At 41.8% G+C, this 15,746-nt stretch carries 14 protein-coding genes; 6 read left to right on the plus strand and 8 right to left on the minus strand.

Going from position 1 to position 15,746, the window contains the following annotated elements:
• Window positions 1–134: 134 nt before the first annotated feature.
• From M9899_08015 to M9899_08040, 6 genes are all read right to left on the minus strand, one after another.
• The gene (locus tag M9899_08015) at window positions 135–2,183 is read right to left on the minus strand and encodes a M48 family metalloprotease (protein ID MCO5114105.1); all 2,049 of its coding nucleotides are present in this window, start codon (window positions 2,181–2,183) and stop codon (window positions 135–137) included.
• Window positions 2,184–2,212: 29 nt separating this feature from the next.
• Entirely contained in the window at window positions 2,213–2,794 is a 582-nt protein-coding gene (locus M9899_08020) for a LemA family protein (GenBank protein ID MCO5114106.1), read from the minus strand.
• 365 nt (window positions 2,795–3,159) lie between these two features.
• The gene (locus M9899_08025) at window positions 3,160–5,064 is read right to left on the minus strand and encodes a penicillin-binding transpeptidase domain-containing protein (protein MCO5114107.1); all 1,905 of its coding nucleotides are present in this window, start codon (window positions 5,062–5,064) and stop codon (window positions 3,160–3,162) included.
• Between the two features lie 32 nt (window positions 5,065–5,096).
• Window positions 5,097–5,402, minus strand: coding sequence for a cell division protein FtsL (locus tag M9899_08030; GenBank protein ID MCO5114108.1), 306 nt, complete (start codon window positions 5,400–5,402; stop codon window positions 5,097–5,099).
• Entirely contained in the window at window positions 5,399–6,298 is a 900-nt protein-coding gene (rsmH, locus tag M9899_08035; GenBank protein ID MCO5114109.1) for a 16S rRNA (cytosine(1402)-N(4))-methyltransferase RsmH, read from the minus strand. Before rsmH ends, M9899_08030 begins: the two co-directional genes overlap by 4 nt.
• A complete protein-coding gene (locus M9899_08040; GenBank protein MCO5114110.1) occupies window positions 6,291–6,773 on the minus strand; it encodes a division/cell wall cluster transcriptional repressor MraZ in 483 nt (160 codons plus the stop codon). Before M9899_08040 ends, rsmH begins: the two co-directional genes overlap by 8 nt.
• Before the next feature lie 209 nt (window positions 6,774–6,982).
• Between M9899_08040 and M9899_08045 the strand changes: the two genes are divergently transcribed.
• Window positions 6,983–7,615 (plus strand): thymidine kinase, encoded by a 633-nt coding sequence (locus M9899_08045; GenBank protein ID MCO5114111.1) that lies wholly within the window; start codon window positions 6,983–6,985, stop codon window positions 7,613–7,615.
• A gap of 77 nt (window positions 7,616–7,692) precedes the next feature.
• Window positions 7,693–8,241, plus strand: a complete 549-nt coding sequence (gene hpt, locus M9899_08050; protein MCO5114112.1) for a hypoxanthine phosphoribosyltransferase — start codon at window positions 7,693–7,695, stop codon at window positions 8,239–8,241.
• Window positions 8,242–8,246: 5 nt separating this feature from the next.
• Here hpt and dacB read toward each other — a convergent pair whose 3' ends face one another.
• Window positions 8,247–9,578, minus strand: a complete 1,332-nt coding sequence (gene dacB / locus M9899_08055; GenBank protein ID MCO5114113.1) for a D-alanyl-D-alanine carboxypeptidase/D-alanyl-D-alanine-endopeptidase — start codon at window positions 9,576–9,578, stop codon at window positions 8,247–8,249.
• A gap of 299 nt (window positions 9,579–9,877) precedes the next feature.
• Here dacB and M9899_08060 point away from each other — a divergent pair, with 299 nt between their 5' ends.
• The 4 genes from M9899_08060 to M9899_08075 all read left to right on the plus strand — a co-directional run bounded on the left by M9899_08060 (window position 9,878) and on the right by M9899_08075 (window position 15,145).
• Window positions 9,878–11,467, plus strand: a complete 1,590-nt coding sequence (locus M9899_08060; GenBank protein ID MCO5114114.1) for an ABC transporter substrate-binding protein — start codon at window positions 9,878–9,880, stop codon at window positions 11,465–11,467.
• Window positions 11,468–11,623: 156 nt separating this feature from the next.
• Window positions 11,624–12,625: a signal peptidase II gene (locus M9899_08065; GenBank protein ID MCO5114115.1), complete on the plus strand. Its 1,002-nt coding sequence runs from the start codon at window positions 11,624–11,626 to the stop codon at window positions 12,623–12,625.
• 74 nt (window positions 12,626–12,699) lie between these two features.
• Window positions 12,700–14,307 carry a thioredoxin family protein gene (locus M9899_08070; protein ID MCO5114116.1) on the plus strand — a complete coding sequence of 536 codons (1,608 nt, stop codon included), beginning with the start codon at window positions 12,700–12,702 and terminating at the stop codon, window positions 14,305–14,307.
• On the plus strand, window positions 14,255–15,145 hold the full coding sequence (locus tag M9899_08075) for an rRNA pseudouridine synthase (protein ID MCO5114117.1): 891 nt from the start codon (window positions 14,255–14,257) through the stop codon (window positions 15,143–15,145). The genes M9899_08070 and M9899_08075 overlap by 53 nt, the downstream gene beginning before the upstream one ends.
• Here M9899_08075 and M9899_08080 read toward each other — a convergent pair.
• Window positions 15,132–15,572 carry a hypothetical protein gene (locus M9899_08080; GenBank protein MCO5114118.1) on the minus strand — a complete coding sequence of 147 codons (441 nt, stop codon included), beginning with the start codon at window positions 15,570–15,572 and terminating at the stop codon, window positions 15,132–15,134. The two genes, M9899_08075 and M9899_08080, sit on opposite strands and share 14 nt — an antisense overlap.
• Between the last annotated feature and the right edge of the window lie 174 nt (window positions 15,573–15,746).

Raw genomic sequence — 15,746 nt, forward strand, 5'->3', positions numbered from 1 at the left:
AAGGCCATCCCCACACAGCTTTCGGCATTCAATGCGACAGTCCTCATCGGCCCAAGCCAACCCAACCGCAAACTGTCACCCTCACATAGGCTTTAGCTTGATAATGTAATAGCCAATTAAACTGGTTATATTCTTTAGAAAGGGTTAGCAACAAGAGGTGCGGGAATATCCAGAGCCAGAGAAATAGCCCTATAAGCTTCATATTCTCTTAGTGTAATTTTACCATCGCTAAATAAAGCGCTCCTTACGGCTAGGAGCACTTCCCTACGAGTTTGAAGCGATTTAGTTCGCAATTGTCTAAGAAGTAAGGTCGTATCTCCTAACTCAATGGATTTGGGTGGAGTCACTGACTCTTGTTTCACGCCCATATATTTTTCCAGAGCTTGTTGATAAATTTGCAGTTCATGCTGCTCAGAAGTCTTATTGAGCTTCACGCACAGAAAGAGCAGAGACCGCAGATGCTCAAGTTGTATTCTTGAAACTTCTTTTTCTAATAAGTTATTCGCCATAAAACAGCAATAAATCAGATGTTCAAAAGGTTCGATGACTTCATCGGCCATCATCAGCTCTTGAAGGGAAGCTAAAAATACACCTTTGGCCTCTTTATCTAAACTTTGCGCACGTGCAAGTGCAATGAAAACCACAGAGTTGACTAACTCCACACACTCTTCATCGGGTAAAATGGAATCATTAAGTTTCTTTTCAGAAAAATCTTGTCCATAATGTTTTCTCAGTACCGCAATCTGTTTGGTTTTGATGACCTCATCATGGGAGATAAAAAGCCCCCACACAGGATATTTAAAATCTTCTAACGTATGTAACGCGTGTTCTACCTCTGGCTGTTTACGCAAGCTTCCCAAGAGTCTCTCTGCCTCTCGATACGAAAGGTAAGGATCAAACAACAAAGAACTGTCGGCAACCACTCGTTGAGCAGTCACCTGTGGGCCAAGATGATCAAAGGGAATATGAATCGTATTTTTTTTCTTTTCTACTTTTGGAGTTTCTTTCTTGGTAAATAACTTTTCTGTTTCAGGATGCACACCCAAATACTCTTTATCCAAAACTGCAATACGATCTTCTATGGGAGGATGAGTGGCAAAAACTCCAAACAGTCCCTGATGAGCCGAAGACACAAAACACATGTGGGAAATATTAGCGGCTTGAAAGTGATTCATCTTAACAAAAATTTGGTCTCTGATCTTTGCTAAAGCACTAGCAAGAGCCGACGGGTTTCTGGTGAATTGCACAGCCAGACTGTCAGCTAAAAATTCTCGCTTACGAGAAAACATACTTTGCAAAGCACGACCACAGTAGGCTCCGAGTGCTCCTATACATACCAAAAGCACTGCAATCAGAAGAATCTGACCTGCACCACCGCCACCACGTCTATTACTGCTACTGCTGCTACTACTTCGGCTTGATGATCTTAAAATTCTTATCCCTGTCGTCATAATGATGGTCATCGAAAAGATGCAACTCAACAGCAATGTATTTACACTTACATCAGCACTGGTAATGTGACCGACTTCATGGGCAATCACGGCTTGCATTTCATCTCGATTCAAATGATCCAAGGCCCCTTGTGTGACCACGATATGTGCGGTCCTTAAATCATACCCCGCTGTAAACGCATTGATTGAATGTTCATTAGTAAGCAAATAGGTTTTCACCACAGGAATGCCCGCAGAGATGCACATCTCTTCGACTATATTTAATAGACGTCTTTCGGCCTCAGAAACATTACTATGGTAAAAGACTTCTCGATACACCATAGACTGCACCACAGCCCGAGGGTAAGAGTAGTATTGGAAGATCTTAAATAAAAACCCACCCATAAAAAGCAACAAAAACAGTCCAATGATCGCCCATTGCATGTGTGCCGTATGCGGGTGAATAAAAAAAATCTTTTGTAAAAACTCTGAAGCGGTTCGAGTCACAGGCTGTTCACGCAAGTCCAGAATAGACTTCGCCTCTGGCAAAGAAGACGGTGGAACAACATCCGTTTGGTATTTATAAGCCGTTGTAGAATAAGTAGGATAGGAGTTTTCTGTCATGCCGCCCACAATCCAGTACACAGCAATATTGAACACATACAGTAAGAACAGCATAAGCAAGAAAAAGACCACAAGCACTCGTTGTGATTTCTTTCTTGCCCGTCTTTGATGTTCAAAAAAATCAGTCATGGATTGTTTTGGGTTTTGGGTTTTAACTTTTAATCAAAGCTGACTTTTACAGGTTCTTTTGCCTTAGGGTCTTCGACTTTTAAAAATTCAAATTCTTTAAACGAAAACATTCCTGCGAAAATATTATTAGGAAATACCTGGATAGATGTATTGTAGCTCATGACCGAATCATTGTAGGCTTGTCTTGAGAAAGAGACTTTGTTTTCTGTAGAGGTCAGTTCTTCCATTAACCCCTTCATGGTCTCATTGGCTTTAAGCTCTGGATAGTTTTCCACGATCAACAGCATACGACTCATCTGGGACATCAGTTGATTTTCTGCTTGTTGCAACTCTTTCACCGCTTCTGTATTTGCTGGATCAGAGTTCACTTTCTTTTGCGCCCCCACAGCCATATTTCTGGCTTGCACCACGGCCTCAAAAGTTTCTCTTTCGTGGGACATGAACTTTTTAGCGGTTTCCACTAAATTTGGAATCAATTCAAAACGACGCGTGAGCTGCACATCAATTTGCGACAGGGCATTTTTCACGGCATTCTTTAAACGCACCAACTTATTATAAATTGTCGCCGCCATGATGGCGACAGCAGCCACTACCAAACCAAAAACCAACATAGTCACTCCTCGTTGCTAAAAATTTAATCCCAGTCTAACTGATCCTGATGGGGTTCGCATTAGATTATGTGGGGGCTCGACTTTTTGACGGGACTCGCTCTTTCTAGGCTAAGATTCTAATTACTCTCTCGAAACGACCCAGACGATTGCGGGTGCGAAGCGTCTTCGGCTTTCGTCATAAGTTTTGAACTGAAATTAAAATTGAGAAACCCTTTGGGCTCCCTCAATTTTAATTTCAGTTCAAAACTTATGACGCAAGTCGGATACGCATCGCTCGCCTCGGAGGGTCGCTTCGAGAGAGTAATTAGAATTTTAGCCTAGAAAGAACGAGGCCCTAGAGTTGGAGCGAGAAAATAAAGTGTGTATTAAAGGGCGGAGAGGGTGATTTTTACTTTGTTGCCTTTTTTGAATTCTTTGCCGTTTATAAAATCAACGTCGCGTACGACGCCTTGGCCGCGGATGTCGAAGTCGACTTCGCTTTGGCGTAAGATGTTGAGAGCTTCGCGCAGGGTTAGGCCTTTTAGACTATGGGGGGATGGCTCTTGTGGAGTCTTGCTGGCCAATTCTTGTTCGCAGCTTAAGTCTTTACATTCAAATAAGTTCTCTTCTTGAATGACTTCTGGAGATACACCTTCTTTGGATAAAGCAAATCGAGCCACTTTAGAAAATACGGGAGCCGCCACCTTAGAACCGTAGTGATCCTTGGTGGGTTCGTCCACTCCGATGTAGATGACAAACTTGGGTTTACCCGCAGGGACCATGCCCACAAAACTGCTAAAATATTTATCTTTATGATAACCACCATTTACCAAATCCACTTTGTGTGCGGTTCCTGTTTTGCCTGCCACTAAATATCCATTCACAGAGGCGGCTTTACCTGAACCGTGGTCTTGCACTACAGATGTGAGCATCATTCTGACTTTCTTAGCTGTGCTTTCAGTCATCACTCGTTTTTCTTGGCGTTTGATCTTTACGTCCAATCCCGTAGGATCAATCATGCGATCCACAAGATGAGGCTGTTTCCAAATTCCATTATTTGCAACTGCCGCGTAAGCTGCTGCCACTTGTATAGGGCTTGCGGTAAAGCCATGACCAAAAGATGCTGAAATGTTCATGTGCTCAGGCCAAGTCTTGCTATAGAAGAGCCCCGTGCTTTCTCCAGGAAAATCAATTTCGGTCTTTTGACCAAAGCCCACTTTTTTATAAAAATCTCTCAGCGTATTTTTAGAAAGCCCTTGTGCTAACTGTGTGAAGACCACATTGGAAGACACAGCTAGCCCTTGAGTCAATGTCATGGTTTCACAATCTTTTTTGGAACTGTCTTTGATTGTACGTTTGCCCACTTTGATTTTTCCATCAAGGCAAGCAAATGCAGAGTTAGGAGAATAGGCTTGATTCTCTAAAGCCGCAGCCACCGCAAAAGGTTTGATCACACTTCCCTGCTCCATAGATTCTTGGAATAGACTGTTGATTCTCACTTGAGGTTTTACGTTACGCGCATTGTTCAGATCATAAGAGGGCCATACGCCTGCCGCCCTGATTCCTCCTGTTTCTACATCTAAAATCAAGCCGATGGCTTTTTTTGCACCCTGTTCTTCATAAACTTTTTTAAGTTCCATCTCTAAATAATGTTGAAATTCGCTGTCTGCCGTTAAGATTAAATCCTTACCTTCTGGGGGTTGAGTGTATCTTTCTGGTTCCATAAATAAAGGACGACCTTTAGCATCTTTTGACACTTGCAAGACCACATCCTTACCTTCTAAGTATTCATTATAGGCGTATTCAAGCCCTTCAAGACCTTTTCCTTCAGCACCCACAAATCCTATGGTTTGTGACAGACCGTTTTGCTCAGGATATCTACGGTGACTTTCTCCGACAAAGTACAATCCTTTAATGCCATAAGATTCAATTTCTTTTTTTAGCTCCATAGGGAGTCGTCTTTTTAACCACACAAATCGGGTCTTTTTGCGCATACGTTTTTCTAAAACCGTAGCGTTCACACCCAAATGCTTTGCAATTTTACGAGCTGCATATCTAGGACTGTTTACAAACTGGGGGTCAGCAAACAACGAGTAGGTCGGAGTGATCATTGCCAGTTCTTTTTCTTTGCGGTCGTAAATACTACCTCTACGAGCCTGCACAGTGACGGTTTTAAAGAATTGAGTTTCTTTGTAAGCATCGAGTCTTTTGTTGGGCATCAACTGCACTCGTCCACCTTGTCCAAGAATCAGACAAAACAGAGTGAGTTTAAGAAGACAAAAAAGACTCAAAAAATACTTCATAAGGCTTTAACCTGTAACTCCTATTTACTGCTGATCAAAAATGACTTTGAACCCAAGCTCACAATTTGATTCATGTGTGGAGCTTTGACAGACAAAGTCTTTTCCGCTAGCTGAGTGATATGACGGTCTGAAACTTTAGAAGAGTAATCCGTATATAAACTGCGGTATTCATCCTCTAAAATTTTAAACTCTGAAGATAATTTATAAATTTCGTAAGACTTTCTTTTCATTTCCATTCTGGCGAACAGAATCACCATCAATGTGGCCAGAAAAATAAACAGAGAGATGAAAAAATTAAAATTTAATTTTTTATTTGTTTTTTTCATAACACTTCTCCTTTTTGGAAAACACGCAGTTGCGCGCTTCTTGATCTTTTATTTTGTAACTCTTCGTCTCTGGTGGGTTTGATTACTTTTTTGTTCACAGGTTTACCTAACTCAGAGGTTTTAAAAATGGTCTTTACAATTCTATCTTCTAAAGAGTGGAAGCTGATCACCAGCATTCTGCCCTTGGGGTTGAGCATCGCCATCAGTTGCGGCAGAACATCTCTTAAGCCCCCCAGCTCATTATTTAAGTACAAACGCAGAGCCATAAAATATTGGGTTGCAGGATGTACCCCTTTTTTTCTCCAACCGTCTGTCTTTTCAATCAAAGAGGAAAGTTGTAGCGTGCTAGTAAATTTTTGCTGTTTTCTAAATTCTAAAATTTCTCTGGTGACACGATAAGGACTTCTGACTTCACCATACACTTTAAAGATCTGGTTTAAGTCCTCTTCATCAAACTCATTCACCACATGGGCTGCCGTTTGAGTCTGGCGTTGGTCCATTCGCATATCCAAAGGACCATCATGGTAAAAGCTAAATCCACGCTCTGGGGTATCTAGCTGCGGAGAACTTACGCCTAAGTCCATCATGATATAGTCATAACTTAAAGGAAGAGAGTGCTCACGAGCATACTCGGGCCAGTGATGAAAGTTGCAATGATGAAACTCGATTCTTTGTTTTTCTGACTCTGTCGCAAAACTTAGCTTACCTTCTTGTATGGCCTGAGCGTCTTGGTCTACTGCTAAGATTTTTAAACCTTCGGCGATTTGCAAAAACGCACGCGCATGACCACCACGTCCAAAAGTCAAATCCAAACCTAACTGTGGTGGGACATCCATGCCTTGGATCGCGGCTTTGCACTCTTCTAAAAGGACAGGAATATGCACGAACTCACTCATGATCCTTCTCCTGACTCAGACGGCTGACAGCTTGTAAAATTTCGTCGTAATTTTGTGAAATGTCGCCGTACACTTTATTCCACGCAGCCTCGTCCCAAATCTCAAACTTTGATCCCATTCCAATCACCACAACATTGGCACTTAGGGCCGCAAACTCACGAAGCACTGTAGGTGTGAGCATTCTTCCTTGGGCATCTAGCACCACCTTGTGGGCACTGGCTAAATAAAATCTTTGAAAGGCTTGAACGTGAGTATCAAAGGCTGGCAGCTTGGACATTCTTTGAGTGAGAAGTTCCCACTCTGACTCGGTGTACACATCTAAGCACTTCTCGCCCTTATATATGGAGTTGGTGATCACAAGATGGATTTGTCCTTCCCTTTGATCTTTCTCAGATACTCCAGAGGCAAAAGTCGATGGCAGGCGAAAGCGCCCTTTGGGATCCATCTTAAGATTTAGTCGGCCTGAAAAGCTCAAAACCTTCTCCTTTGCATCTGGTGAATTTAAGCTCCACTTTTTTGCCTTTTATTTAGGCTTGTGACCACTTATTTCCACTATTTTCCACTTCGGAGGTTTTTTGACGCTGGTTAAGCCCTAAACGCTGGTTTGGGCCTAAAACGCTTAAAATTCAGAAAAACTAGACTTAAGTATTCCATTCTAGGTACCTGCTTGCTACTCTTGATCTCATGTCACTAAGTTGGGAATTACAAAATATTGAGGGCGGACTTGTGGAAGTGGTCACAGGATGTATGTTCAGCGGGAAAACCGAAGAACTGATCCGACAACTTAAACGCGCTCATCTGGCCAAAAAATCATACCAACTTTTTAAACCCACGATTGATAATCGTTATGACTCTGCCGAACTGGTAGTTTCACACAGTCAGCAAAAACTCCCCTCTACAGCTGTGGATGAAGCTCAAGATATTTTATCTTTGGTTAAACCAGAAACCCATGTCGTGGGTATTGATGAAGCACAATTTTTTTCTCCCGACCTCGTGAATGTAGTTGAGACTCTAGCTTTGGCAGGTAAACGCGTGATCCTTGCGGGGCTAGATACAGACTGGCAGGGCTTACCCTTTCCACCAATGCCCCAACTCTTAGCGATTGCGGATGTGATTCACAAAAAATATGCGGTCTGTACACATTGCGGTAATTTAGCCACCCGCACTCAAAGACTGGTCTCATCAAATAAGAATATTTTAGTCGGAGCAGGCGAAGTGTATCAGGCTCGCTGCCGTACCCACTTTAATCCTCCCGCGCGGCCTCAACCCCTAAAGGACGCCCCTCTCACTAATCCCTCACCTACTTTAGACGTTTAGGCGCCGAGAAAAGCCTAGCCACTCTGGCTTTCATTCGCTATATTACAAAACGAAACTTGAAGCCCTAGGAGTCAGAAATGGATTTAGATCGCGTCGAAGTTACACCCTATATCACAGAAGCCGACTTACAAAAAAAGATCACTGAGATCGCGACTCAAATCAATAAAAAATTAAAAAACTGGAAAGAGCCCGCTCTGGCCATCTGTGTTCTTAAGGGCTCCTTTATGTTTTTTTCTGACCTTGTTAGACAGATCGATTCAGACATCAAGTGTGACTTCTTAAGCTGTTCAAGCTATGGAAGTGCAAACAAATCTTCTGGTGAAGTGAAGCTGACCTTAGACCTTGCCTCCCCTATTGCTGGACAAAATGTCATCATCATTGAAGACATTGTCGACACAGGTTTAACTATGAGCTTCTTAGTCGAAAGCATCAGGGCTCGTAAACCCGAATCCATCACCACTGTGACTCTTTTGGATAAAAAAGCAGCTCGCCAAAATGACTTTCAACCTGACATTGCTGGATTTGAAATCCCTGATGAGTTTGTCGTAGGTTTTGGCTTAGACTACGCCGAGCAGTTCAGACAGCTTCCTTACATTGGAAGACTCATCAATAAGTCTTTAAACTAAGAATACTAATATTGGGTTACAAACATCTCTGTTAAAAGATCAAACATGTCTGTAGCGCGACCGCGTTGTTTGTTGGGGCCATTATAAATCAAACTAAAAGCGTATTCATGGCCGTTGTTGGATTCTATATACCCCGCAAGTCCCACGACACCGTTAAGCAGGCCTGTTTTAGCTCGCACTTTTCCTGGAATCTTCACAAACCTTTTCTTTAAAGTTCCATCAATTCCCGAACGTGGGAAAGTCGCTAAAAACTCGGCGTTGTATTCAGATTTAGAAGTGGCCTTTGTCAAAATGTCTGTAAAAAAAGCCGAGCTCATTTTATTTTCTGTCGTAAGACCCGAGGGGTTTTTCAAAACAAAACTTTTACCCGTAAAGTCTTTCGCTACCTTTTCCACAATCTTAAGACCACCCAACAATGTGCCTTGCTTTTGGTTTGCAAGTTCATCCATTTTTTTAGTCAGCATTTCAGCAATAAAGTTATTAGAGAACTTCATCATCATCTTGTTGATTTCATCCACACTCACACTTTCAATCTTAGCTAAAGTTTGAGCCGCAGCAGGGGCTTGTCCCTGTTTGATCGTGCCTTCGACTTGCACACCATAGAGATTCAAAAGGCTCATGGTTTGATTTGCTGCTCGACGTGAGGGCTGGGTGTGACTGCGATAAACCCCATACTCTTCGCCTGGTTTGATGGAACCTGTTACAACCACAGAATCGTGTTCGGGGGTAGACACCCTATCCACAAGTAAATTTGTACGCACACCCGTGATGGCATTATTTTTTAAACGGATACTGGCATCAGGAGGGTCAATATACACCCTTGCTTTTTGACCTGGTTCTGTTCCAAAAACACGAATGAACAAAGCATTCCAATTTAAAGATAAACCCGAAACGGGCGCACTGTAAGCACGCTGATCATTGGTAGTTCGAGTAGGACTGAATTTCACCTCGTCAAAAACCGTATTATCAAAAATCAGATTTCCTGTAATTTTTTGTATATTTAGTCTTTTTAACTCATGTACTAAAAGCCATAAACGTTCCGTCACCAAGGTCGGATCACCTGCACCAACCAAGTAAAGGTCGCCATCAAGAACTCCTGTCTTTACTTTAGCAGAAGACTTTAACTCCGTCACAAACTGATAATTCTTAGGATAGATTTCACACACAGCCAGTGCTGTCACAATTTTAGTCAGAGAAGCAGGAATCATCTGTTTATCTGCATTGAATTCAAAAAAAGGCTCCCATGTTTTCAAACCCGTGCGTTTGTGAAAAGAAATAGACACTTGATCTTGCGTTAAACCATGACGTTTCAAGAGACTGTCTAACTTGATACTCACAGCGTTTGCAAACACCAGTTGAGGACAAAGTAGGAGACTTAAACTGAGAGTAAAAAACAAGGTAAAAATCTGACGGCGTTTCATGCAAATAGTCTAACCAAGCCAGACTCAAATGCAAGGAATGGAAGAGTTTTCTTTGTGAAATCCAAGCTATCGTATTTTTATAAGTCCCATTAGGACATAATGCCATATCTAGTCTTTATAGTTCCCTTCACACCACAGACACCCGATCCACTTTTATCTCTATATCCCAAGAAAGAATCATTGGCTTGATATACAGAAGCCTTTATAATCTTGGTATGCAAAACTTGATTCATACACTTCTTTTATTTTTTATCTTAAGCAGTTTAGGCTGTAGTTTTAAAAACAAAAAAGATCCAGAAACTCTCACCGTAGGGCTCAGTGCGATTCCTGCAACCATGGACCCTCGTTTTGCACTTGATGCTGAGGGGATGAAAATTGGAAGCCTGATCTTTCAATCTCTAGTGACGATTGGGCCCGACATGAATGTCGTCGGTGATGCTGTAGAGTCTTGGAAGGTGGAACAGAAAGGTCCAGAATTTATTCTTAGCTTTCCTTTAAAATCACATCTTAAGTTTAGCGATTCTACCCCTATCACTTGCGATGACGTTTTATTTTCTATTCAAGAGTACAAATCTGATAGCTCTCCTTTTAAGTCTGCTTATGACAATATTAAACGCGCACGCTGTGAGCAGCATATCCTTACGCTGTATCTGGACTCTTACTCAGAAAAAATGTTGAACTCGGATTTACCTGTTCTAAAGATTTTACCAAGAAAAGTTTTTCTGACGGAAGCGGCCAGTTCATCCATGATCAGCTTTAACGACTTTTCCTATAAAAACTCCCCATCTTATAAGACAGCCAGTGATCGCTTTAAAGAACTCTTAATCGGCTCTGGTCCATTTGCTGTCTTATCGCAAGGGGAAACTACCATAACTTTAAGTCCCAATGCTCACTTCACTAAACCTCCTCAACTTAAAAAGGTGGAATTCAAAGTCATTAAAGATGACTTCACCCGCTTCTTGCAAATGTACCGCGGAGACTTAGATTTAGCCGTATCTACAATGCCAAAAAATAAAGTGGCTTCTTTAGAACGCATGGACTTTTTAGATGTAATCCGACGTCCTGGTTTAAAAATGGCTTATATTCTTGTGAATTTTAAAAATTCCACCTTAAGTTCACTTAAAAACCGTCAACTTTTATTTCAAAGCCTTAACGTGGAAGAAGTGATCAAATATAAACTAGAAGGGCTTGGTGAACCCGCCACATCTATTCTGACCAAGGCCAACCCGTATTTTAATCACGAACTTTTATCACTCCTCCCTGAGCGTCCTTCTGAGCCTGAAGAGCTGCGAAAACAAATTTTAGAGGGCGATGCAGGCAAAGAGGTTTTGCTTTTAAAAACCTCTAACACTAGAGAAGCTGTTGAAAATGCTAAACTGCTCACCAACCAAATGCGACAGTATGGATTTCGAGTCCGACATGAAAGTTATGAATGGGGCACCTACTTTAAAGACATCAAAGAAGGTAATTATGATCTGGCCACCATGACTTGGGTCGGAGCTTATGATCCAGATATTTATCGCATTGCTCTTTCAGGAAAAGAATTACCACCGCAAGGTCGCAATCGTGGATATTATCAAAACCCAGACTTTGATCGCCTTGTAGAAGCTGGCGCACAAGAGACCAACACAGACAAACGACGAGACATTTACAAAAAAGCCCAAGAGATTGCGATCAAAGACCTAGCCATCTTACCCCTATGGTATGAAGACACCATCACAGTGATCCACAAGAGAGTGAAGAATTACACACCTTCATTAAATGGAGACTACAGTGGCCTAGTAGAGGCCACACTTACACCTTAAGAAAACTCTTTCTTGTGCTTTGATGTTTTCCCTTAGAGTTTCAAGACTCGTTATCTAGTGTATTGCCATATCTAAACCACCAAATTCCTATCTCTCCTGTAGGATTTATGAATTCCTAGCCTTATCATTTGGCGACAAAAAGCCGTTGATTCACACATGACAACGATGATGAGCAAAAAAGACTGGGTGATTGTACTTGCAACTGTCCCAGCTATTTTTCTTTTAGACCAACTCACTAAAGTATGGGCCGTAAATATCTTGGGCAACGGTGGGTATTGGAATACGAATATGTCGTTTTTAGGATTTTTCCTGCATAAAAACTATGGAGCCATGCTAGGAACATTCTCTCACCTTCCACCCATTCTTCGTATCGTGTCTTTGTCTACTGGCGGTGCCTTCTTAATTTTTATTTACGCGATCATCATGAAGCTGCTTCAACACCGTCTGCTTGTACTTCGAATTGGACTTTCGATTCTGTTAGGCGGAATCTTGGGCAATGTGTTTGATCGCATCGTCTCTGGCGGGATCACTGATTTTATTGTTTTGCGCGCCTTTGGTGCTCTAAGCCCCGCCTTTAACCTAGCCGATGCCTTTCAGTGGATCGGCTACTTTTGTGTAGCATGGTCTTTGATCAAACATGGGCATTTGATTTGGCACGATGATGAAAAAAGAAACTCCTTGTGGGTGGATAAAACTTATCAACTGAAATACTGTTTTATGCTTTTAAGTTTTAGTTTTTTATTCTCAGTCATCCTTGGTGTTTTTAGTTTTACATTTTTAAAAGTGGTCTTATCTGAAGCCACACATAAGGGTGTTGAGTTACAAGGGGATTACCTAGGGCCTTTTGTTTTTATTTTTAGTATTATCACTGTGGCATTTATGATCACACTTTTTTTAGTAGGACTCAGACTTTCCCACCGCTCTGTGGGCCCTGTTCACGCATTTAGGATTTACTTAAAAGATCTCCGTAAAGGCCAATTCAGAGAGTTGCAATTAAGATCCTTAGACGAATTTAAATACTTACAAAACGATGCCAAAGCCCTAAGAGAAGACTATCAGGCTCTTCACCAAGCTAAAATTCACCTCAAAGACATTGTCCCCGAAGTCCCTGAAGATGAGGACTTAAGCCTCAGTGCCATTTTGAAACTACTTAAATGATCGGTGACTTTAAAGCCCCGCTCGCCTAAACTACAGAGAGAAAAGACCGAAAAGTTTAGATGAAAGAAGGACGCATGCCATCTATTTGGACGATGCTTTTTGAGAGTAGAAATAGTGTGTATAAATCTGTCGGAGCCGTCTGCTATTTGATCACTCAGCTGGCTCTGGTCAGTGCTTATGCTGAACAGCCCGAAATTTTACAAAACCCTGTCAATGTCACTTCCGTCTCTTCTCAACGTCTTGATAACGGTCAACAGGAATTCAGGCTAAGAATCAGTGTAGCCCCAGATCACTTCGTTTACGCAGACAGCCTCTCCATCAAATCCACACTGGGCGATAAAATCAATGCCACTTTTGAAGTGGAAGCCTTTCCCGTGATTGAGTTTTTAGATAAATTTTCTAATAACGAAATCAAACAAGGAGTGAAAGACAGTGCAGAGATGACTTTTAAAGTGCCCTACAACTTTGACTTCAATTCCACATTTGCTCTGACTTATCGGGCCTGCACTTCTGAATTTTGCTATTTACCCAAAACTCGAGATTTCGAGCACGGAATAGAACCTGTTGCAAATAAAAGTTCTATTCTGAATATGTCTATTGATTTTCATAATTCCTCATTATTTTTGATTTTCCTTTTTGTATTTTTGGCTGGAGTTCTGACCTCTTTCACACCATGTATCTTTCCCATGATTCCCATCACACTGGCTTTGATCGGACAAGATATTATAAATAATAGATTTTTAGCTTTCAGAAAAACCTGCATTTATGTTCTGGGAATTGCCACCACCTACTCTATTCTGGGTCTTATTGCGGCCTCTACGGGATCACTCTTCGGACAGTTGCTTTCCAACCCTTGGGTTTTGATCGGCATTGGAATATTTTATTTTGTTATGGCTGCAAGTTTAGCAGGGCTATTTGAAATTCAATTTTTAAGTAGTTTACAAAACAAAATGCAGCAGCCGTCTTTGAAGTCAGTAGGTGGAATTTATCTATTCGGTGCCTTTACTGGTTTATTTGCCAGCCCTTGTGTTGGGCCTGTGCTTATTGGAATTCTCACCTACGCCGCCCAATCTAAAAACTTAATTTTTGCGTTCTTTTTACTCTTTATCTATGCCCTAGGTTTGGGGCAAATCTTTATTGCCATGAGTTTATCAGGTTCACTGATTAACAAGCTTCCCAAAGCTGGGGGCTGGATGAATTACGTCAAGTACCTACTTGCTGTCTTACTTGTAGGTGCGGGGCTGTTTTTTATGGTCCCAGGTGTGAAGTCCTTGTGGCATTCCTTTACTAGCACTGGGGGCAGCGCTCAGGCGATGCTGGATGAGGCTCTGGCCAAAGGGCGTCCCGTCGTTGTAGATCTGAAAGCCGATTGGTGTGCCGCCTGCATAGAAATGGAAAAGGTGACCTTCCCCCACCCTGATGTCCAAACGGCCTTAGAGGGTTTTGAATTCCTAGCTATTGATGTCACTCATTTAGATACTGAAAAGAGTGCAATTCTTAAGAAATATAAGGTTTTAGGCTTACCAACAATCCTAATCTTTGATAGTAAAGGCCATTGGTTAGAGCAGCTGACTGTCACTCAATTTATGGGTCCCAAAGAAATGTTACAGCTGTTAGGAAAGGTAGAAAGTGAATCCACGTCCATCAAAATTCCACAAAAGTCCGAAGAAGAACGACAATAGACGACCACAGAATAGTAATGATAGACGACCTCGTCCCGCAAAGATAAGAACGACGGCCGCAGTTTCTGATTCTGTTCGTTTGAATAAATACATTGCTGACAGTGGTCTTTGCAGCCGAAGAGCTGCGGACCAGTGGATTGATGAAGGACGCGTGACCGTCAACGGTCGAAAAGTTTTTGAACTTGGAGTCAAAATCAATCCTAAAACCGACATTGTAGCTGTGGACAAAAAACCTATCCATCAGAAACACAAAAGTTTTATCTATTTTGTTATGAATAAACCTACACAGGTTTTGACCTCCATGTCTGATCCGTCTGGGCGGCAGACTGTTGCTGACTTTTTTCCTAAACAAAAAAATAAACGACTTTTTCCCGTAGGACGCTTGGACTGGGACAGTGAGGGTTTACTGATCATGACCAATGATGGGGACTACGCTCAACGCGTGACTCACCCCAAAGAAGAGATCCCAAAAACTTATCATGTCAAAATTGATAAAGAACTGACAGAACCCAAGAAACAAAAACTGCTCTCTGGTGTCACCATTGTCGGCGGCAAAGTGAAGGCCACAGAAGTTTTTCGTATGAAAAAGAATATGCGAGGTCAAAAGACCTTTTGGGTTTCCATCACGATCACTGAAGGTAAAAACCGTCAGGTTCGTCGCATGTTTGAAAAGCTAGAAATTGATGTGGTCAAACTTCGTCGTGTAGCCATTGGTGGCTTAAAGCTAAGGTCTCTTAAAAAAGGGCAGATCTTACAATTGACCCCAGAACAAGCCATGCGGGTGTTTGAAAAACCCGCCCCAAAAATGAGGCCACTTCCCTTCGCTACTCGCTCTTAAAAATAAAAATATCACGACTCTGCCATTTCGTAGATTCAAGAATTTGAGCATGGTCTTCGGTTTCTGGTGTGATCTGTGCATGATGAACTTTATCCAAAACTGCCTGATACAAATTAGGCACTTGCGAAAGACCAATACGTACTCCCAAGCGATTGTTGTGTCGATCCATCTGGTCATATGCTGAATGTGGATTTCTTTCTGACATTGCAGTGACAAGTTTTACCACTCGTGGTGAGACATAACGAGCCGTAAACGCAGAGGCATAGATGTGGCGAAAGGCATCTTGCGGCCCTCCTCTTCGACCCTCAAGTCCTGTACGTTGTGCTAGAATGTAAAAGTAACTGACAAACAAAAAAGGCACCGTAACCAAAGCCAATATTAAAATATAAAAATATTTATTTTTAATCATTTGTTTAAGTGCGTTCATTCTTACCATATACTTCTATTTTACTTAGTGCCCTTATGTTTGACTTTTAAAATGGGTGTCCATGATTTTAACACAGCACTAAGGAAATATTATGTTAAAATCTCTTGTAAAATCTTTGTTGCTCTCTTTTTACTCAGCGTAACACTCTGCCCCCTATAAACAAGAAGATTTCGA

Source organism: Pseudobdellovibrionaceae bacterium (assembly GCA_023954155.1).
In the GTDB taxonomy this organism is placed as follows: domain Bacteria; phylum Bdellovibrionota; class Bdellovibrionia; order Bdellovibrionales; family UBA1609; genus JAMLIO01.